The organism is Streptomyces sp. WAC07094, assembly GCF_036320405.1.
GTDB lineage: Bacteria > Actinomycetota > Actinomycetes > Streptomycetales > Streptomycetaceae > Streptomyces > Streptomyces lannensis.
The window spans coordinates 3683624-3702677 of record NZ_JAVMJZ010000001.1; the positions used below are offsets into that span (position 1 = coordinate 3683624).

A 19054-nucleotide genomic window follows, 5' to 3' on the forward strand; every position below is an offset into this window, starting at 1 on the left:
CGGGCCCCACGTCAGGCCGCGTACGCCCCGATCAGCAGCCCGACGAACGCGCCGGCGATGAGAAACGGCCCGAACGGGATCGCGGTCCGGCGCCCGGCCCGGCGGGCGAGGACGAGCGCGAGGCCGTACAGCCCGCCGAAGAGGAACCCGGCGAACGTCCCGAGCACCACGGTGGGCAGGCCGTACCAGCCGAGCACCGCCCCGAGTCCGGGCGCGAGTTTGACGTCGCCGAATCCCATGCCGTTCGGGTTGACGAGGAAGAGCAGGAAGTACCCGACGCCGAGTACGAGCGCACCGAGGAGCGCGGTGGGCCACCTCCCCGCGTGCTCGGGCAGGGCCGCGGCGGCGCCGAGCAGAAGCGGGGCGAGTGCGGCCAGCGGCAGGGTGAGGACGTCCGGCAGCCGCTGCACCCGGAAGTCCACGATCGTCAGCAGGACGCCGACGGGGGCGATCAGCAGCCAGACGAGCAGTTCGGGACGGGTACCCGTGGCGAGCGCGAGCACCGCGCAGACCAGCGCGGTGGCCCCGCACACGAGCGCGGTCCCGGGGCCGTACGGCCGTCCGTCCGCACATCGCGCCGGACCGACCCAGCCGCCGATCGGATGTCCGTCGGGACACCGGTCCCGCCAGGGCTGCCCGGGCTCGACGGAGAGCCGGTAGGCGGCCCGGGGCACCAGGACCCCGGCCGCCGCGCCCCACAGCACGGCGCCGGCGGTCACCCAGAGGTCCAGATCCACGCCGACAGGTTAAGCGCCGGACCCTGCCCGACTCCGGCGAATCGTGGGTCAGCCGACCTTCGCCAGGCGCGAGGTCGGGTTGCCCGCGTCCGGGTTGTCCGTCTCGTACTCCAGGTCGGCGCCGGCCGGCGTCAGCCGCACCTCGTGCCGTCCGGTGGTGCACGTCGGCGGGTTGGAGGACTCCTTGGCCACGCTCGTGGCGACGAGCTGACGGTCCGTGACCCGCTTGAGGAGGAGTACGTCGTCGCAGATGCCGCCGAGTTGGTCGGTGGACCGGAAGAGCCCGATCTCCTCGCCCACCCCGGCCTGTTTGACGGTGACGCGGAAGGTGCCCGCGGGAAGGGTGCCCCCGAGGGCCGTCGCATCGCCCTCCCACGTACCGAGATAGGCGGCGGGCACACCGGAACCGCCGGTGCCCGGGGTGGCCGAACCATGGGTGGGCGCGCCCCCGGCCGCGGTGTCGTCGGCCGAGTCGTCCTTGTCGAACATCCCGAGGAGAAATGCCGAACCGACCGTCACCGCGGCCAGCGCGCCCGCGACCGCCAGCGCGATGGTGCAGCTCATCCGCCGGCCGCGACCGCCGGTCCCCGGCACGGAGGTGGTGGCGAGGCTGACGGAGAGTCTCCCGGGGCCGTCGGCGTCGGACGGCACGGCGTCCTGCGGCTCCTGCCGTTCGCGCGGCCGCGGCACATGGGTGGAGGGCGCGCCGGAAGCGGTCATCACGGGCGGCGGGCCGAAGACCCCCACGGGCACGGCGGCTTCGGCCCCCGCCGGAGCCACGTCCACGCGTGCACCGGCCGCCGACGGCTCGACCGTCGGCGCCCCACCGGATCGGGCCGGACCCGAAGGCGCCGCCTCCGCCTCCAGGTTCAGCAGCTGCACGGCCTTGCGGCTGACCTGTTCCACCAGCGGGCCGGGCAGCCAGCCCTCGGACACCAGGCGCGCCGCGCCCTGCGGGGCGAGGCGCCGGGCCAGCTCCACGGGAGCGGGACGCTTCGCCGGGTCCTTGGCGAGGCACAGGGCAACCGGTTCCCGCAACTCGTCGTCGAGTCCGTCGAGTTCCGGCTCCTCGTGGACGACCTTGTACAGCAGCGCCGCGGACGAGTCGCCGGGGAAGGGCGGCCGCCCCGTCGCCGCATAGGCCAGTACCGCGCCCAGCGAGAAGACGTCCGCCGCTCCCGCGACGCCCTTGCCGAGGATCTGCTCGGGCGACATGTAGCCGGGCGAGCCGATGGAGACGCCCGTGGAGGTGATGGACGCCGTGCCGTCGATGGCGCGCGCGATGCCGAAGTCGATGAGGACCGGACCGTCCAGGGTCAGCAGGACGTTCGAAGGTTTCACGTCCCGGTGGACCAGGCCGAGCGCGTGCACCGCCACGAGCGCCTCGGCGAGCCCCGCGCCCAGCGCCCGCACCGCCGGGAGCGGCAGCGGGCCGGAGTCCGTCACCGCCGAGGTCAGGGAGGGGCCCGCCGCGTACCCGGTGGCGACCCACGGCACCGACGCCTCCGGGTCCGCGTCCAGGACCGGTGCGGTCCAGGCACCGCCGACCCGCCGCGCGGCGTCCACCTCGCGGCGGAACCGGGCTCGGAACTCCTCGTCCAGCGCGAAGTGCGGATGCACGACCTTGACCGCGACCGTGCGCCCGCCGGCGCTGCGCCCCAGGTAGACGCGGCCCATTCCGCCCGAGCCGAGTCTGCCGAGCAGCCGGTAGGGCCCCACGACGGCGGGTTCCCCGGCCTCCAGAGGCTGCATGCCCTCCACCCCTCCCCCGTACGACTCCCAGCAGCGTAGTCCCCGGGGGCGTACGGACGGTGTCCTGCGTCCCGGGAGCCAGGAACAACTTCGCTACGGCTGGAGGAGCTTCACCTCGACGTCCGACGGGAAGCCGGTGGTCGGCCCGACCCGCCGCGCGAACTCGGCGACGGCCGCCAGCTGGGCGTCGCCGAATCGGAAGTCGAGCGTCGTGAAGTACCGCTCCAGGACCTGCTCGTCGAAGGACTCCCAGCGGGCCGCCTGCTCCGCGACCTTGCCGACCTCGTCCAGGGAGAGGTTGCGGGAGGCGAGGAAGGCCTCGTGGACCTTGCGGGTGATGACAGGCTCCCGGTCCAGGTAGTCGCGCCGGGCGGCCCACACCGCGAAGACGAACGGCAGCCCCGTCCACTCCTTCCACAGCGTGCCGAGGTCGTGCACGGCGAGGCCGTAGCGCGGCCCGTCGTGGAGGTTCGCGCGCAGGGCGGCGTCGCCGATCAGCACCGCCGCTTCGGCCTCCTGCATCATCAGGCTGAGGTCGGGCGGGCAGGTGTAGTACTCCGGCGTCACCCCGTACCGCTCGGCGAGCAGCAGCTGGGCGAGGCGTACGGAGGTCCGCGAGGTGGAGCCGAGGGCGACCCTGGCGCCGTCCAGTTGCTCCAGGGGCACCTGGGAGACGATCACGCAGGACATCACCGGTCCGTCGCAGCCGACCGCGATGTCGGGGAAGGCGACCAGGTCGTCGGCGTTCTTGAGGAACTCGACGAGGGTGACGGGACCGATGTCGAGGTCTCCCCGCACCAGCTGCTCGCTGAGCTTCTCGGGGGTGTCCTTGGTCAGCTCGAAGTCCAGAAGGGTGCCGGTTCTCGCGAGCCCCCAGTACAGGGGTAGGCAGTTCAGGAACTGGATGTGGCCGACGCGCGGCCGGGTGCGAGAATTGTCCACATCGCGAGACTAGACCCCATGCGATACCGTGACGGCCCCAGGGTCCCCGAAGGGCCTGGTGAACCTCCTGGACCACTGTTGTCCACCTTTGGGACTACCATGTGAAGCGGCGACGTCAATCCCGCCCACCACCCACTGAAACGTTCGGGTGAAGCGATCTTGACCTCTGTTGCTTTCGGCTGCCCCCGTGCTAGGCTCGCCGCAAGTTGCAGTTTGGTTTCCTTGCAGTACAGAGCCTGCGGAGCATGTGACCGCGGGCTCTCGTCGTTTTCAGAGACGTGCAGTTGTGCGGCGCTTAGTTTTCACACTTGCAGGTTCTGGAGCAGGGCAACCCTTTGGGCCCAAGGAGGGCTTATGGCTACCGGAACCGTGAAGTGGTTCAACGCCGAAAAGGGCTTTGGCTTCATCGCCCAGGAAGGCGGCGGCCCCGACGTCTTCGTCCACTACTCCGCGATCAATGCGAACGGCTTCCGCTCGCTTGAGGAGAACCAGCAGGTGAGCTTCGACGTGACCCAGGGCCCGAAGGGCCCGCAGGCGGAGAACGTCACCGCCATCTGAGTCACCGGTCTCGGAGATTCGGTCTTCGGTTCCAGGCCTTCGGCTCATCGAGTCCGATCGCTTCGATCCGGAACGGACAGCAGTACCCAAGGAGCCCCGTGCGCCACTCGGCGCAAGGGGCTCCTGCTTTTCGGTCGGCGTCCCTGCGCGGTACGTGATCGCGAGGCGCCGTGCGGTCACCAGGTCACGGGCAGCTCGAGCGGGAAGCGGCGGATCGTCTCCGTGTCCCATTGCACGTCCTCCGGCGGCACCGCGAGCCCGAGGTTCGGGAACCGCTCCACCAACCGCCCGACGGCCACCTCCAGCTCCGCCATGGCGAGCGGCACGGCGATGCACCGGTGCCCGCCCCAGCCGAAGGTCATGTGCGGCGCGGACGGACGCTCCGGATCGATCGTGCCCGGGTCCTGGTAGCGCTCGGCGTCCCGGTTGGCGGTCAGGTACGACACATGGACGAAGTCACCCGCCCGGATGAGCACGCCGTCGAACTCCACGTCCTCGAGGGCCACCCGGGGAATGCCGACCCCCTTGCGGAACGGGATGATGCGGAGCATCTCGTTCAGGACGTCCGTCAGGGTCTCGGGCCGGCTTCTGAGGTGCTTCATCAGCTCGGGCCGGGTCAGCAGGAGGTAGGAGATGTTGCTGATCTGGCAGGTGGCGGTGTCCTGACCGCTGAGCACCAGTGTCAGCGCCATGACCGCCAGCTCCTGGTCGTCGAACGCATCCTCGCCGTCCTTGGCCGCGGCCAGCGCGCTGATCAGATCCCTGCCCGGGGTGCGCCGCCGCTCCTGGATCAGTTCGCCGAAGTACTCCCGCAACCGGGCCTTGGCGTTCGCGGCCGTCTCGCGCCCGTCCTGCCCCGTGGCGAGCAGCTGGTGGGCGTACTCCTGCATCCGGGGCCAGTCCTCCCGGGGGATACCGAGGACGTCGTAGATCGTCTGCTGGGGAAGCCGGTTCGACAGGTGCTGGACCAGATCCGCCGGCGGCCCTTGCTCGGCCATCTCGTCGAGCAGCGTGTCCGCGAGCCGGACGATCTTCCGCCGCATCAGCTCCACATGCCGCTTGGCGAAGGCCTGCGACGCCAGGCGGCGCAGCCGGGTGCTGTGCGGCGGGTCCATCACATTGATCGACTCCGGGGAGACGATGGGCTCCGGCGTCAGCCGCGGATAGTCGAACCCCATGATCCCCGCGCGGCTGAAGCGCTGGTCGGTGGTCACCTGCCGCACTCCCTCGAATCCGGTGACCAGCCAGGCGTCGGCGTCGCCGTACGGCAGCCGGATGCGGGTGATGGATTCGCGAGCCATGAGCGCCGCGAGCGTGGGATCGAACTCCAGCGCCTTGCTGAAGTCGAACGGACAGGTGATTGCTTCGCCGCTTGAGGTCATGGCGCAGTACTCCCTTTCCAGCCGCTTTCGCCGCTATTCCATGCATACGCCCTTTCGTGCGACGTGGCCGTCGGGATACCCCCACATGTGCGATCCGGTCCTGCCGCGCCCGGCACCGGAGGCGACGCGGCGGGAGGGGCGGTCGACGGCGCCGGAGACGGCCCGGCCCGGATGCCGTTCACGGCGACGCGCGGGCCCCGGGCGAGTGCGACCGCCTCGCCCGGGGCCCGGGATCGACGTCGCTCGGGGGACCGCGGAAGCCCGTCGTCCGCCGTCGTACGACCTCCCGGCCGGACACGGACACGACGGACCGCCGGGACCACGGCCGAGCGGGTGAATCGGCCGTCGGCGACCGGCCGGCACCACCGCACGGCCCGGGCCGTGCGCCCGGAACCGCTACCTGTACAGCTCGTCCACCTGAGCGGCGAAGTCCCGCATGATCACTGCGCGGCGCAGTTTCATCGACGGGGTCAGATGGCCGGCCTGTTCCGTGAAGTCCACGGGGAGGACCGCGAAGCGGCGGATGGACTCGGGGCGGGAGACCATCTTGTTGGCCTCGTCCACCGCTCGCTGCAGTACCGCGAGCAACTCCGGGTCGTCCTTGAGGAGTTCCGCCGGTACCGGATGCTTGCCGTTCATCTGGCGCCAGTGGACGATGCCGTCCGGGTCCAGGGTGATCAGGGCGCTGACGAAGGGGCGGCGGTCGCCGAGGACCAGGCACTGGGAGATGAGCGGGTGGGACCGCAGCCAGTTCTCCAGGGGGGCCGGGGCCACGTTCTTCCCCCCGGCGGTGATCAGGATCTCCTTCTTCCGCCCGGTGATGGTCAGATAGCCCTCGTCGTCCAGGCGCCCGATGTCGCCCGTCGGCAGCCAGCCGTCCGGTGTGGAAGGAACCACCCCGCCCGCATGGGGATCCCAGTAGCCCCGGAACACCTGACCGCCGAGGACCAGCACCTCACCGTCCGCCGCGATACGCACCTTTGTGCCGGGCAGTGGCCAGCCGACCGTGCCCAGGCGGGGTTTGAGGGGCGGGGTGACCGTGGCCGCGCCGGTCGTCTCCGTCAGGCCGTACCCCTCGTAGATCTCTATGCCCGCGCCCGCGTAGAACGCCGCCAGGTCCCGGCCCAACGGGGAGCCGCCGCAGATGACATGGCGGACCCGGCCGCCGAGGGCGTTGCGGATGCGGCGGTAGACGAGCGGGTCGTAGAGGGCGCGGGCCGCCTTCAGGGCCCCGCTCGGGCCCCGGCCCGTGCCGTGCTGCCGGGCCTCCTGCGCCTCGCCGTAGCGACGGGCCACACTTGCCGCGCGGTCGAACAGCGACGCGCGGCCGCCCCGTTCGGCCGTCGCCCGCGCATTGTTGAAGACCTTCTCCAGCATGTACGGGATGGCCAGCAGGAAGGTCGGCCTGAAGCTCGCCATGTCGGCGATCAGATCCTGCGCCTGCAGGCTCGGCGCATGGCCCAGACGCACCCGCGCACGGATGCAGGCGACCGCCACCATACGGCCGAAGACGTGCGACAACGGCAGGAACAGCAGCGTGCACGGATCACCGTTGATCTTCGCCTTGAACACCGGGTGGAGCAGTTCGATCGCGTTGTCGACCTCCGCCAGGAAGTTGCCGTGCGACAGGGTGCAGCCCTTGGGCCGGCCCGTGGTGCCCGAGGTGTAGATGAGCGTGGCCAGTGTGTCCGGGCCGAGCATGCCCCGGCGTACGGAGACCTCCTGGTCCGGTACCGCGTCACCCATTTCGGCCAGGCGCTCGACATGACCCTTCTCCATCACCCACAGGTGACGCAGATCGGGCAGCAGGCTGCGTTCCGGGCCGATGGACGCCGCCTGTCCGGCCGTCTCCGTCACCAGGGCCACCGCGCCGGAGTCCTGGAGGATCCAGCGGGTCTGGAAGACCGAGGAGGTGGGGTAGACGGGGACCGTGACCAGGCCGGCCGCCCAGGCCGCGAAGTCGAGCAGCGTCCACTCGTACGTGGTGCGGGACATGATCGCGATCCGGTCGCCGGGCATCAGGCCCTCGGCGATCAGGCCCTTGGCCAGGGCCAGTACCTGGTCGGCGAACTGAACCGCCGTCACGTCCGTCCAGCCGCCGTCCGGGTCGCGGCGGCTGAGCACCGGGTGACCGGGCACCGCGCTCGCGTTCTCGAACGGCACGTCGGCGAGCGAGCCGTGCGTGACCGGCGGCACCAGCGGGGGTACGTATGCCTCCCGCACCTCGCCGTTCAGCCGCCGTGTCTCCGGCGCCACGAGCACGGGCCCGCCGTCGTGGTCGAGATCGGCCGGGACGGCGGGAACGGGCGTGGTCGAGTACGAGATGGGCATGGGGCAGCTCCTGTGGACCGCAGCTGTGCACTGCTCTGCTGCATGAGTACGCAACATGCGCGGGGAGACGTTCAACGGTCGGTGCGACTCGCTGTTACCGCCGGTTTGAACCGCGATCGTACGTCCCCCTCGTGGGGAGTCTGTGCGGGTTCGGGGATGGTACGGAGCCGGGGCTGTGCAGCCTCCTCCCCATGGCCGTCAGGCGCGTTCGAGGATGGCGGTGACCCCCTGTCCCCCGGCCGCGCAGATCGAGATCAGGCCGCGGCCCGGGGCGTCGCGTTCGGCGAGAAGTGCCGCGAGCGTCGCCACGATCCGGGCGCCCGTCGCGGCGAAGGGGTGACCGGTGGCCAGGGACGATCCCGCGACGTTCAGCCGTGCGCGGTCCACCGGGGCGAGTCCCCGCTTCTCCCAGGCGGACAGCGTCGCCAGCACCTGGGAGGCGAACGCCTCGTGGATCTCGACGAAGTCGAAGTCCTCCATGCCGTATCCCGTCCTCTCCAGCATGCGCGGAACGGCGTACGCGGGGGCCATCAGCAGTCCGTCCTCGCCTCCCGCCACGTCCCCGCCGACGAAGTCGACGGCCGCGGTCTCGTACGCCGTCAGATAGGCGAGCGGTTCGAGTCCGCGCCGACGTGCCCAGTCCTCGCTCGCGAGCAGCACCACAGCGGCGCCGTCCGTGAGCGGAGTCGAATTGCCCGCGGTCATCGTCGGGTCGGGTCCACCGGTGCCGAACACCGGCCTCAGGCGGGCCAGTTTCTCCGGCGTCGAGTCGGGGCGCAGGTTCTGGTCGCGTTCCAGACCGCGGAAGGGGACCACCAGATCGGCGAGGAGTCCGCGCTCGTACGCCGCCGCCAACCGCCGGTGGCTCGTGGCCGCCAACTCGTCCTGCGCCTCGCGCGTCACTCCCCAGGCACGGGCGGTCACCGCCGCGTGCTCACCCATGGACAGGCCGGTGCGCGGCTCGGCGTTGCGCGGGATGTCGGGGACCAGGTGGGCCGGACGGATCCTCGCCAGCGCCCTGAGCCTGGCGGCGGTCGAGGTGGCCCGGCGGACCTCCAGCAGGATGCGGCGCAGCGCGTCGTTCACACCGAGGGGCACGTCGCTCGCCGTGTCCGCGCCGCCCGCGATCGCGGACTCCGTCTGCCCCAGAGCGATCTTGTTGGCCGCCGCGATCACCGCCTGCAGACCGGTGCCACAGGCCTGCTGGACGTCGTACGCGGGCGTACGGGCGTCCAGCCCGGAGCCCAGCACCGTCTCCCGGGCGAGGTTGAAGTCACGGCTGTGCTTGAGCACGGCCCCGGCGACCAACTCGCCGACCGCGCCCGGACCGTCCAGTCCGTACCGCGCGACGAGCCCGTCCACCGCCGCCGTCAGCATCTCCTGGTCGGAGGCGGTGGCGTAAGGGCCGTCCGAGCGCGCGAAGGGAATGCGGCTGCCACCCACGACGGCTGCGCGCCGCACCTGCGTGCTGATGGGGGAACTGCTCATCTCGATCTGCTCCTCACGCCCGAGGGAGACTTACCCCGGGTAACCTTACTCCAGAGTAAGACACGGGAAACGGACGAGCGAGCTGGGAGCTGGACCATGGCCGACCGCTATCTGCGCTTCACGAGGACCGCGCCCGGTCGCTTCCTCACCCGGCGGCTGGGGCTTCCGCAACCGGTGGCGCTGCACCGCTGGTCCGCCGAACGCCCCACCCTGGGCGGCCCGTTGCTGCACCTCACGGCGGGCAGGTCCACGCTGGACCTGCCACCGGTGCTGGCCCGCACCGGGCTTGCCGCCGGTGCCGAGCGGCCCGCCGCGATCGTCCTCGACGCCACCGGCGTACGGGATGTCGAAGCGCTCGCCGAGGTGCACGCGGCGCTCCACCCCGTCGTACGGTCGGTCGCCGAGAGCGGCCGCGTGGTGGTGCTGGGCTCACCGCCGGACCCCACCGACCACCACCAGGCGGCGGTGCAGCAGGCCCTGGAGGGGTTCACCCGGTCGCTCGGCAAGGAGACGGGGCGGGGGCGGACCGTCACGCTCGTCCGGCTGGCCGACGCCGAGGCCGCCGAGTCGACACTGCGCTTCCTGCTCTCACCGAGGTCCGCGTATGTGAGCGGGCAGGTCGTCGAGGTGGGGAGCGGGGACGTCATCGCTCCCGAGGACTGGGCGCGGCCGCTCGCAGGGCGGATCGCGCTGGTCACCGGGGCGGCGCGCGGGATCGGCGAGGCGGTCGCCCGCACGCTGGCGCGGGACGGCGCACACGTGGTGTGCCTGGACGTGCCGGCCGCCGAGGCGGATGCGCGACGGGTGGCCGAGTCGATCGGCGGCACCGCGCTGACGCTCGACATCACCGCGGACGACGCGGGCGCGCGCATCGCCGACGCACTGCCTGAACGGCTGGACGTCCTCGTCCACAACGCGGGGATCACCCGTGACCGCACACTGGCCAACATGGCGGCGGAGCGGTGGGGTTCGGTACTCGAAGTGAACCTCGCGAGTGTGCTGCGCACGACCGACGTCCTGCTGGCACGCGGGGTGCTGCGCGGGCACGGTTCGCCCGAGGAGGGACCGGGCGGCGGGGGGCGGATCGTGGTCACCTCGTCGATCGCCGGGATCGCCGGGAACGTCGGGCAGACGAACTACGCCGCGAGCAAGGCGGGTGTGATCGGGCTCGTACGGGCGCTGGCACCCCGCGCGCAGGCCGAGCACGGGGTGACGGTGAACGCGGTGGCACCCGGGTTCATCGAGACGCGGATGACCGCGGCGGTCCCGCTGTTCGTCCGGGAGGCGGGGCGCCGGATGAACTCGCTCGGACAGGGAGGCCTGCCGGTGGACGTGGCCGAGACGGTGGCATGGCTGTCCGGTCCGGGGTCGGGCGCGGTGAACGGTCAGGTCGTACGGGTCTGCGGACAGAGCCTGCTCGGCGCGTGATCCTCCGCCCCGCGCACCCGCGCCCCCTCCTTCCCAGGTTCCGGAGACCACCCATGCTGCTTCCCGCCCTCCTGCGCGGCGCCCTCATGTCCCCCTTCAAGCGCCCCGGCCCCGACGCCGGCTTCGCCGGCGGCCGACTCGAGCTGCCCGGGTTCCGGGTCGGCCCCGGCCGTCTCGCCGCGTACGAGCGCGTCTGCGGATTCCCCGCCGGCACCGGCGCGTTGCCGGTCAGCTATCCCCATGTCCTCGGCTTTCCGCTGGCCATGCGGATCATGGCGAGCCGGAAGTTCCCCCTCCCCCTGCTCGGGCTGGTGCACACCTCCATCGAGATCACCCAGCGGGAGGCCCTCGCCCCGGACGGCACCTACGACATCGGCGTGTCGACCGGGGAGCTCGTGCCCCATCGGCGCGGTACCGAGGCCGTCGTGGTCACCGAGGTCCGTGCCGGGGACCGGACCGTGTGGGAGTCGGCCAGCACCTATCTCGCCCGGCACCGCACCGGCGCACCCGCCGAGGCACGGCCCTCGGACCCCGGCCCCCTCCCCGTGACGGCCGAGTGGCGGCTGGCCGGGGACGTCGGGCGGCGGTACGCGGCGGTGTCCGGGGACCGCAATCCCATTCACCTGCACGCCCTGACCGCACGCGCCTTCGGCTTCCCGCGCGCCATCGCGCACGGCATGTGGACCGTCGCCCGGTGCCTGGCCGAGCAACCGGCCCCCACCGCGGTTCGGGTGCGCGCGCAGTTCAGGGCGCCGGTCCTGCTGCCGGGTACCGTGACGTACGGGGCCGAGGGCGGACTGTTCGAACTGCGCGGTGGGGAACGGCTGCATCTGACGGGTGAGACACGCCCACTCGACCACTGAACGCCCCGTACGCACCCCGGCGGGACGTCTCACCGCCGGGGCCGGTCGCCTGCCGACTCCGGCCGGGCTGGGCCTAGGGCCGGTCGGGCTCCGGGGGCGACCAGGAGCGGCCCTCCATGAGCTCGCCGAGACCCGCCCACGCGAAGTTCATCAACGTCGTGGCGGCCTGGCGGGCGGAGACACCGGGGGTGGCGTTGGCCCAGGCCGCGAGCGACTCGGCGGCACCGACCAGGGCCTCCGCGAGTCCGGCTGCCTCGCGCTCGGGCAGGTCGGAGCCCGGGTGGTCGCCCGGCTCGCCCCCTTCGTTCGAGCAGGGGCTGCCTCCGTCCCGTGCGGCGACCGCGATGAGCCGGGTCACCAGCGCGACGATCTCCTTGCGCATCGCCGAGACCTCGGCCGCGAACGTCTCGCCGTGCGTACGCGCCTGGAGATGCAGGATCGACCAGCCGTCCGGGTTCTGCGCCGTGTGGGTGAAGAACGCACGCAGCCCTTCCCAGAGTTGACGGTCCGCGCCGAGCCCGGGCCGGACTCCCGCGCGCACGGCGTCGGTGAGCACCGCGGCCTCACGGCGGATACAGGCGGTGAAGAGTTCGTCCTTGGAGTTCAGGTAGAGATACACCAACGGCTTGGACACACCCGCCAGTTCGGCGATCTCGTCCATGGACGCGGCCGCGTAGCCACGCTGCCCGAAGGTCTGCACGGCGGCGTCCAGCATCTGCCGTTCACGGACCGCCCGCGGCATCCGCTTGGTCTTCACGGAACCCATAGGGGCAAGGGTACGTTCAGCCCGCGGCGCCTCCGGCCTTCAGGACGCCTGGCTCTGCTTCCTGGCGACGTCGTCGGCCCCGTCCTCCTGCGCCCGGTTGGCGTCGAGGTTGGCCTTCATGCGGTCCACCCGTCCGACGATCTGCAAGGAGGCCCGGTCGCGCTCCCCCCGCAGCAGGACGAAGCTGATCGGCGCCGAGACCACCAGGGCGAGCAGCACGATCCAGATGCCGTTGGAGTCGCCGAGGCCACGCGGGACGAGACCGGAGTAGACGAGGCCCCAGACGACCACGAGGCAGCCCGCGAAGATACCGAGGCGCATCAGTGTGTAGCGGAACATCTCAATCCACTCTTCCGTTCCATGAAGGTCCCGCTGTCCGGGCGATGCCGGCGCCGCCACGGGACCTCTCCAAGGGCATCCTCCAGTGAAGCACGCCGGGCACCCGATCTTGCACGGGGGTGCGGCGGCTCAGCCCAGGGGCAGCAGCATGATGATGTCGTCGCGGTCGTCATCGGGCGCCACTCGGATCGCCCCGGGTACGCGGCCGACCTCCTTGTATCCGCACGAGCCGTAGAAGTGCTCAAGACCGTGACCGCCCCGGCAGGTCAGCCGTATGGCCTCGATCCCCTCGAGGCCGCGGACCGCGTCCGCGGCGGCGGCCAGCAGATCACGGCCGTACCCCTTGCCCTGGTGACGCGGGTGCACCATCACCGTGTAGAGCCACACCCAGTGCTGCATCAGACGGTGCGTGTTGAAGGTGACGAACGCGGTCGCCGCCACCTGCCCGTCATCGTCGTGCCCCACCAGCAGCCGGGTGCGCCCCTCCGTCATCGCCGCAAGGTGCTTCACCAGCTCCGGGCGTATCTCCTCGCGTGTGACCGGCGGCACGAAACCCACGGATCCGCCGGCGTTGGACACGTCCGTCCACAGGTCGAGGACGCCGTCGCGAAGAGCGGGGGTCATGGCCGGATCGAGCGCGAACGTAAGGGGCATAGGTGGAGAGTAGTTATTACCGTCGGCAGGACTCAAGGCCTTTTGATGTCCTCTGTGCCACACCGGCGAGCCCCGGCCGTGGCCGGGGCTCGGTCGGGTTCGTGGAGCGCGTCAGACGCGCATGGGCTGCGGCTCGTCGCGCCGGGCCGGATCCGGGCCGTCGTACTCGCGGATGATCTCGTAGCGGGTGTTCCGCTCGACCGGACGGAAGCCGGCGTCGCGGATCAGATCGAGCAGGTCCTCACGGGTCAGCTTGTTCGGCGTGCCGTAGTTGTCGGCGTCGTGCGTGATCTTGTACTCGACGACCGAGCCGTCCATGTCGTCCGCGCCGTGCTGGAGGGCCAGCTGCGCGGTCTGGACGCCGTGCATGACCCAGAACACCTTCACGTGCGGGACGTTGTCGAACAGCAGGCGCGAGACGGCGAACGTCTTGAGCGCCTCCGCGCCCGTCGCCATCTGCGTCCGCGCCTGGAGCCGGTTGCGGATCTTGCCGTCCTTCATGTCCACGAAGTCGTGCTGGTAGCGCAGCGGGATGAAGACCTGGAACCCGCCGGTCTCGTCCTGGAGTTCACGCAGCCGCAGGACGTGGTCCACGCGGTGGCGCGGCTCCTCGATGTGGCCGTACAGCATCGTGCACGGGGTCTTCAGACCCTTCTCGTGCGCCAGGCGGTGGATGCGCGACCAGTCCTCCCAGTGGGTCCTGTGGTCGACGATGTGCTGCCGGACCTCCCAGTCGAAGATCTCGGCGCCGCCGCCGGTCAGCGACTCGAGGCCGGCGTCGATCAGCTCGTCCAGGATCTCGGAGGCCGAGAGACCGGAGATCGTCTCGAAGTGGTGGATCTCCGTCGCCGTGAACGCCTTCAGCGAGACGTCCGGCAGCGCGGCCTTCAGCTCGCGCAGCGAGCGCGGGTAGTAGCGCCACGGCAGGTTCGGGTGCAGGCCGTTGACGATGTGCAGTTCGGTGAGGTTGTCCGACTCCATCGCCTTGGCGAGGCGGACGGCCTCCTCGATGCGCATCGTGTACGCGTCCTTCTCACCGGGCTTGCGCTGGAAGGAGCAGTACGCGCAGGACGCGGTGCACACGTTCGTCATGTTGAGATGACGATTGACGTTGAAGTGGACCACGTCGCCGTTCTTGCGGGTCCGCACCTCGTGCGCGAGACCGCCGAGCCAGGCGAGGTCGTCCGACTCGTACAGCGCGATGCCGTCCTCGCGGGTCAGCCGCTCACCGGCCCGGACCTTGTCCTCCAGCTCCCGCTTGAGCCCGACATCCATGCTTCTGCCTCTCCCTCGACGAACCCCCCAACGGTACCCCCGGCCCTCGGACGGCCGGCGCCCCCGTCCGGTACCGCGCGCCTACTGCTGTTCGGGCAGCTCGCCGACCCGGTTCTCCCACTTGGTGGACAGCACGATGGTCGTACGCGTGCGGGAGACGCCCTTGGTGCCGGACAGCCGGCGGATCGTCTTCTCCAGGCCGTCCACGTCCGACGCGCGCACTTTGAGCATGAACGAGTCGTCGCCGGCGATGAACCAGCAGTCCTCGATCTCCTGAAGGTCCTTCAGCCGGTGCGCCACGTCCTCGTGGTCGGCGGCGTCGGAGAGCGAGATACCGATCAGGGCGGTGACGCCGAGGCCGAGGGAGGCGGCGTCGACCGTGGCGCGGTAGCCGGTGATGACGCCGGCCGCCTCCAGGCGGTTGATCCGGTCGGTGACACTGGGCCCGGAGAGGCCCACGAGTCGGCCGAGCTCGGCATAGGAGGCCCTGCCGTTCTCGCGCAGGGCCTGGATGAGCTGCCTGTCAACGGCATCCATAGATCCGTAGCCTTTCATTGTTCGGCGTTACCGCAAGTTTACGTATGGAACCAAGGCGCGCGGGATCTGACCCCTGAGAATCTCTCACCGGATGCGCGAAGGGCCGACCTCCCGGCGCGCCACCGGGAAACGCACCCCCACCGCTCGGTCGCCTACTCGTCGGGGCGGGAGCCACCCCCGAGCTCACCCTGCCAGCGGCGGTACAGCCGGTGCGGCACCCCCGCCGCGTCCAGCGCCCGCCCCGCGACGAAGTCGACGAGGTCCTGGATGTGCGTGGCGCCCGCGTAGAAGGCCGGTGACGCGGGCACCACGACCGCGCCCGCCTCGTCCAGCGCCACGAGTTGCCTGAGGGTCTGGCCGCTGAGCGGGGTCTCCCGCACGGCGACGACCAGCGGCCGCCGTTCCTTGAGCGTGACGCTCGCGGACCGCTGCAGAAGGTCCTTGGAGAGCCCGAGTGCCACGCCCGCCACACAGGCCGTGGACGCGGGCACGATCAGCATCCCCTTCGCGGGGTACGAGCCGGAGGACGGCCCGGCGGCCAGATCACCGGCGCTCCAGTACCGCACACGGTCGCCCTCGACGCCCACCGCGAACGTTCCGGGCTTGCCGTCGGCGCCCCGGCCCAGCCACTCCCGCAGGTCGTCCCGCCAGTGCGTGTCCCGGAAGGCGATGCCCGTCTCGTCGAGCAGCGTGAGCCGCGAGGCGCGCGAGACGACCAGATCGACGCTCTCGCCCGCGGCGAGGAGAGCGCGCAGCACGGCGGCGGCATACGGGGTGCCGGAGGCGCCGGAGACCCCTACGATCCAAGGCGTACGCGGCGTCTCTCCTGGCTTGACTGGGTTCACGACACCGAGCCTATCCGGCGCCGCGGGGCGGGATCCGGTCAAGGGGGCCGAGGCCGATCCCGAGGGGCGGACGAAGGGCGGGGTGCCATGTCGGGTACGGAGCCGGAGTGGTCGCAAGCCGACCGTGCGAAGGCGGCGGCCAAGCTGATGGTGGGCTGGGTGGCGCTGCTGTGGGTGCTCGAAGTGATCGACGTGACGACGGGCCATGCCCTGGACGACTTCGGCATCGTTCCGCGCAGGGCCTCCGAACTGGTCGACGTCGTTCCGGCCGCCTTCGTCCATTTCGGCTTCGCCCATGTCGCGTCGAACAGCGTGCCGCTGCTGGTGCTCGGCTTCCTCGCGGCCCTCGGCGGTCTGCGCCGGTTCGCCGCGATCTGCGCGCTGATCATCGTGGCGGACGGTCTGGGTGTCTGGCTCGTGTCCCCGGCGCACACCAACACCGCGGGCGCCTCCGGCCTGGTCTTCGGACTGTTCGGCTTCCTGGTGGCCGCCGGCCTCGTCGAGCGCCGCCCGCTGGGCGTCCTGGTCGGTCTGCTGGTCGCCGCGATCTGGGGAGGCTCGATCCTGCTGGGTCTGTCCCCCGCGCAGACTCACATCAGCTGGCAGGGCCATCTCATCGGTCTGGCGGCGGGCGTCGCGGCGGCGTTCCTGTTCCGCCGCCGTACGACGACGTAGCGCGGGACGGCGGGGTTCGGGCCGCCCGGGCGGCCCGAACCGTCGTCACACGCTCAGGCCGCGCACCAGGAGATCGAGCAGCGCGCACACGAACAGGGCGATCCCGATGAACCCGTTGACGCTGAAGAAGGCGCGGTTCACACGGCTCAGGTCGTGCGGCCGGACGATGGTGTGCTCGTAGACGAAGGCACCCGCCACGATCACCAGGCCGAGCCAGAAGAAGGCACCGGCGCCGGTGACGACGGCGTACCAGACGAACAGCGCCGTGGTCACCGTGTGGCAGGCGCGGGCGCCCCAGATCGCCGCAGGGACGCCGAAGCGGGCCGGCACCGACATGACGCCGATCTCCCGGTCCGTCTCCACGTCCTGGCAGGCGTAGATCAGGTCGAAGCCGCCGATCCAGACGCCGACGGCGAGGCCGAGGACCACCGCGTCCCAGTCCCAGGTGCCGCTGATCGCCAGCCAGCCGCCGACCGGGCCCATCGCCTGGGCCAGACCCAGGATGGCCTGCGGGAAGTTGGTGAACCTCTTGCCGTAGGGGTACACCACCATCGGGATCACCGCGATGGGGGCGAGCGCCAGGCACAGGGGGTTGAGCAGGGCCGCGGCACCCAGGAAGAAGACCAGCGCGACCAGCGCGCCCGTCCAGGCGTGCCGCACCGACATCGCACCGGTGACCAACTCGCGGTGGGCCGTGCGCGGATTGCGGGCGTCGATCTCGCGGTCGATGATCCGGTTCGACGCCATGGCGAAGGTGCGCAGCCCCACCATGGCCACGGTGACGAGGAACAACCGTCCCCAGTGGATGTTCCTGTCCCACTGGAACATGGCGGTCAGCGCGGCGATGTACGCGAAGGGCAGGGCGAACACGGAGTGTTCGATCATCACCAGGCGCAGGAACGCCTTGGTGCGTCCCGGCTGCGGGATCGCGGCGGAGGCGCTGCTCACAGGCCGTACTCCTTCCAGCGGCTCGTCACCTTTGCCGCCGTCTCCGGGTCGGACAGGACCATCTCGGGCCAGCCGCCGTCCCTCGTGTAGCCCTCCTCGGGCCATTTCCTCGTTGCGTCGATGCCCGCCTTGCCGCCCCAGAACTGCTGGTAGGAGGCATGGTCGAGATGGTCGACCGGGCCTTCGACGACCGTGAGGTCGTGGGAGTAGTCGGTGTTGCCGAGGGCCCGCCAGGCGACCTCGTGCAGATCGTGCACGTCACAGTCGGAGTCCACGACGACGATCAGCTTGGTCAGGGACATCATGTGCGCCCCCCAGACGGCGTGCATCACCTTCTGGGCGTGCTTCGGATACTTCTTGTCGATCGAGACGATCGCACAGTTGTGGAAACCGCCCGCCTCCGGCAGGTGGTAGTCCACGATGTCCGGCACGATGACCTTGAGCAGGGGCAGGAAGAACCGTTCGGTGGCGCGGCCGAGGGGTCCGTCCTCCGTCGGGGGGCGGCCCACCACGATCGACTGGAGCAGCGGCCGGCGGCGCATGGTCACGCAATCGATCCGCAGGGCGGGGAAGGGCTCCTGCGGCGTGTAGAAGCCGGTGTGGTCGCCGAACGGGCCCTCGGGGAGCATCTCTCCGGGCTCCAGCCAGCCCTCCAGGACGACCTCGGCGTTCGCCGGCACCTGGAGCGGGACCGTCTTGCAGTCCACCATCTCGATCCGCTTGCCCGCGATGAACCCGGCGAAGAGGTACTCGTCGATGTCACCGGGGAGCGGCGCGGTGGCGGCGTACGTCACGGCGGGCGGGCACCCGAAGGCGATCGCGACCGGCAGCCTCTCACCGCGCCTCGCCGCCACCTGGTAGTGGTTGCGGCTGTCCTTGTGGATCTGCCAGTGCATCCCGATGGTGCGCCGGTCGTGGCGCTGGAGGCGGTACAGACCGAGGTTGCGGACCCCGGTCTCCGGGTCCTTGGTGTGCGTCAGCCCGAGGTTGAAGAAGGAGCCGCCGTCGTCGGGCCAGGTGAACAGGGCCGGCAGGGCGTCGAGGTCGACGTCGTCGCCGCGCAGGACGACCTCCTGCACCGGCGCATTGTCGGATTTGACCTTCTTGGGCGGTACGTGCGCCATCGCCCCGAGCTTGCCGAAGGCCTCGCGCACACCGACGAACCCGTGCGGCAGTTCGGGCTTGAGCAGTCCGCCGATCCTGTCGGAGATGTCGCCGTACGACTTCAGGCCGAGGGCCTTCAACAGACGCCTGTCGGTGCCGAACACGTTCATGGCGAGCGGCATGCTCGAGCCGCGCACGTTCTCGAAGAGGAGCGCGGGCCCACCGGACTTCTGCACCCGGTCGACGATCTCCCCGACCTCCAGATACGGGTCCACCTCGGCTTTGATGCGCTTGAGGTCTCCCTCGCGCTCCAGCGCCCGGAGCAGGGACCGAAGATCGTCGTAAGCCATGCGATCCAGTATCCGGCACCCGCTAACCTTGCCCCGTCACCGGGGCCCTCTCACGCTCCGTCGCCGACTCCTGGGGGATC

At 71.0% G+C, this 19054-nt stretch carries 18 protein-coding genes; 4 read left to right on the forward strand and 14 right to left on the reverse strand.

Features of this window, described 5'->3' with window-relative positions:
* Window positions 1-11: 11 nt before the first annotated feature.
* The 3 genes from RCR19_RS16195 to RCR19_RS16205 all read right to left on the reverse strand — a co-directional run bounded on the left by RCR19_RS16195 (window position 12) and on the right by RCR19_RS16205 (window position 3431).
* The gene (locus RCR19_RS16195) at window positions 12-737 is read right to left on the reverse strand and encodes an A24 family peptidase (RefSeq protein WP_331265788.1); all 726 of its coding nucleotides are present in this window, start codon (window positions 735-737) and stop codon (window positions 12-14) included.
* A gap of 48 nt (window positions 738-785) precedes the next feature.
* Window positions 786-2489: a protein kinase gene (locus RCR19_RS16200; protein WP_331265789.1), complete on the reverse strand. Its 1704-nt coding sequence runs from the start codon at window positions 2487-2489 to the stop codon at window positions 786-788.
* A 93-nt stretch (window positions 2490-2582) separates the two neighbouring features.
* Window positions 2583-3431 carry a menaquinone biosynthesis protein gene (locus tag RCR19_RS16205; RefSeq protein ID WP_331265790.1) on the reverse strand — a complete coding sequence of 283 codons (849 nt, stop codon included), beginning with the start codon at window positions 3429-3431 and terminating at the stop codon, window positions 2583-2585.
* Window positions 3432-3785: 354 nt separating this feature from the next.
* Between RCR19_RS16205 and RCR19_RS16210 the strand changes: the two genes are divergently transcribed.
* Window positions 3786-3989 carry a cold-shock protein gene (locus RCR19_RS16210; protein ID WP_043442843.1) on the forward strand — a complete coding sequence of 68 codons (204 nt, stop codon included), beginning with the start codon at window positions 3786-3788 and terminating at the stop codon, window positions 3987-3989.
* Window positions 3990-4165: 176 nt separating this feature from the next.
* Here RCR19_RS16210 and RCR19_RS16215 read toward each other — a convergent pair whose 3' ends face one another.
* The 3 genes from RCR19_RS16215 to RCR19_RS16225 all read right to left on the reverse strand — a co-directional run bounded on the left by RCR19_RS16215 (window position 4166) and on the right by RCR19_RS16225 (window position 9190).
* The gene (locus tag RCR19_RS16215; RefSeq protein ID WP_331265791.1) at window positions 4166-5371 is read right to left on the reverse strand and encodes a cytochrome P450; all 1206 of its coding nucleotides are present in this window, start codon (window positions 5369-5371) and stop codon (window positions 4166-4168) included.
* A gap of 396 nt (window positions 5372-5767) precedes the next feature.
* Entirely contained in the window at window positions 5768-7702 is a 1935-nt protein-coding gene (locus RCR19_RS16220) for an AMP-binding protein (RefSeq protein ID WP_331265792.1), read from the reverse strand.
* Window positions 7703-7900: 198 nt separating this feature from the next.
* Window positions 7901-9190 (reverse strand): acetyl-CoA C-acetyltransferase, encoded by a 1290-nt coding sequence (locus tag RCR19_RS16225; protein ID WP_331265793.1) that lies wholly within the window; start codon window positions 9188-9190, stop codon window positions 7901-7903.
* 96 nt (window positions 9191-9286) lie between these two features.
* Here RCR19_RS16225 and RCR19_RS16230 point away from each other — a divergent pair, with 96 nt between their 5' ends.
* Both RCR19_RS16230 and RCR19_RS16235 read left to right on the forward strand, forming a co-directional pair.
* Window positions 9287-10618, forward strand: a complete 1332-nt coding sequence (locus tag RCR19_RS16230) for a 3-oxoacyl-ACP reductase (RefSeq protein WP_331265794.1) — start codon at window positions 9287-9289, stop codon at window positions 10616-10618.
* Window positions 10619-10671: 53 nt separating this feature from the next.
* Window positions 10672-11481, forward strand: a complete 810-nt coding sequence (locus RCR19_RS16235; RefSeq protein ID WP_331265795.1) for a MaoC/PaaZ C-terminal domain-containing protein — start codon at window positions 10672-10674, stop codon at window positions 11479-11481.
* 73 nt (window positions 11482-11554) lie between these two features.
* Here RCR19_RS16235 and RCR19_RS16240 read toward each other — a convergent pair whose 3' ends face one another.
* From RCR19_RS16240 to RCR19_RS16265, 6 genes are all read right to left on the reverse strand, one after another.
* On the reverse strand, window positions 11555-12247 hold the full coding sequence (locus RCR19_RS16240) for a TetR/AcrR family transcriptional regulator (RefSeq protein WP_331265796.1): 693 nt from the start codon (window positions 12245-12247) through the stop codon (window positions 11555-11557).
* A gap of 39 nt (window positions 12248-12286) precedes the next feature.
* A complete protein-coding gene (locus RCR19_RS16245) occupies window positions 12287-12586 on the reverse strand; it encodes a DUF4229 domain-containing protein (RefSeq protein ID WP_331265797.1) in 300 nt (99 codons plus the stop codon).
* A 129-nt stretch (window positions 12587-12715) separates the two neighbouring features.
* Entirely contained in the window at window positions 12716-13240 is a 525-nt protein-coding gene (locus RCR19_RS16250) for a GNAT family N-acetyltransferase (protein ID WP_331265798.1), read from the reverse strand.
* Between the two features lie 111 nt (window positions 13241-13351).
* Window positions 13352-14515, reverse strand: a complete 1164-nt coding sequence (gene mqnE, locus RCR19_RS16255) for an aminofutalosine synthase MqnE (protein ID WP_059130185.1) — start codon at window positions 14513-14515, stop codon at window positions 13352-13354.
* A gap of 81 nt (window positions 14516-14596) precedes the next feature.
* Window positions 14597-15052: an Lrp/AsnC family transcriptional regulator gene (locus RCR19_RS16260; RefSeq protein ID WP_059130184.1), complete on the reverse strand. Its 456-nt coding sequence runs from the start codon at window positions 15050-15052 to the stop codon at window positions 14597-14599.
* A gap of 152 nt (window positions 15053-15204) precedes the next feature.
* Entirely contained in the window at window positions 15205-15897 is a 693-nt protein-coding gene (locus RCR19_RS16265) for a UbiX family flavin prenyltransferase (protein WP_059130183.1), read from the reverse strand.
* Between the two features lie 87 nt (window positions 15898-15984).
* Between RCR19_RS16265 and RCR19_RS16270 the strand changes: the two genes are divergently transcribed.
* Window positions 15985-16572: a rhomboid family intramembrane serine protease gene (locus tag RCR19_RS16270; protein ID WP_331265799.1), complete on the forward strand. Its 588-nt coding sequence runs from the start codon at window positions 15985-15987 to the stop codon at window positions 16570-16572.
* Between the two features lie 45 nt (window positions 16573-16617).
* On the opposite strand, the gene mqnP is transcribed toward RCR19_RS16270, so the two are convergent.
* The gene (gene mqnP / locus RCR19_RS16275) at window positions 16618-17520 is read right to left on the reverse strand and encodes a menaquinone biosynthesis prenyltransferase MqnP (protein WP_331265800.1); all 903 of its coding nucleotides are present in this window, start codon (window positions 17518-17520) and stop codon (window positions 16618-16620) included.
* On the reverse strand, window positions 17517-18974 hold the full coding sequence (locus RCR19_RS16280) for a menaquinone biosynthesis decarboxylase (protein ID WP_331265801.1): 1458 nt from the start codon (window positions 18972-18974) through the stop codon (window positions 17517-17519). The genes mqnP and RCR19_RS16280 overlap by 4 nt, the downstream gene beginning before the upstream one ends.
* Window positions 18975-19054: the final 80 nt, after the last annotated feature.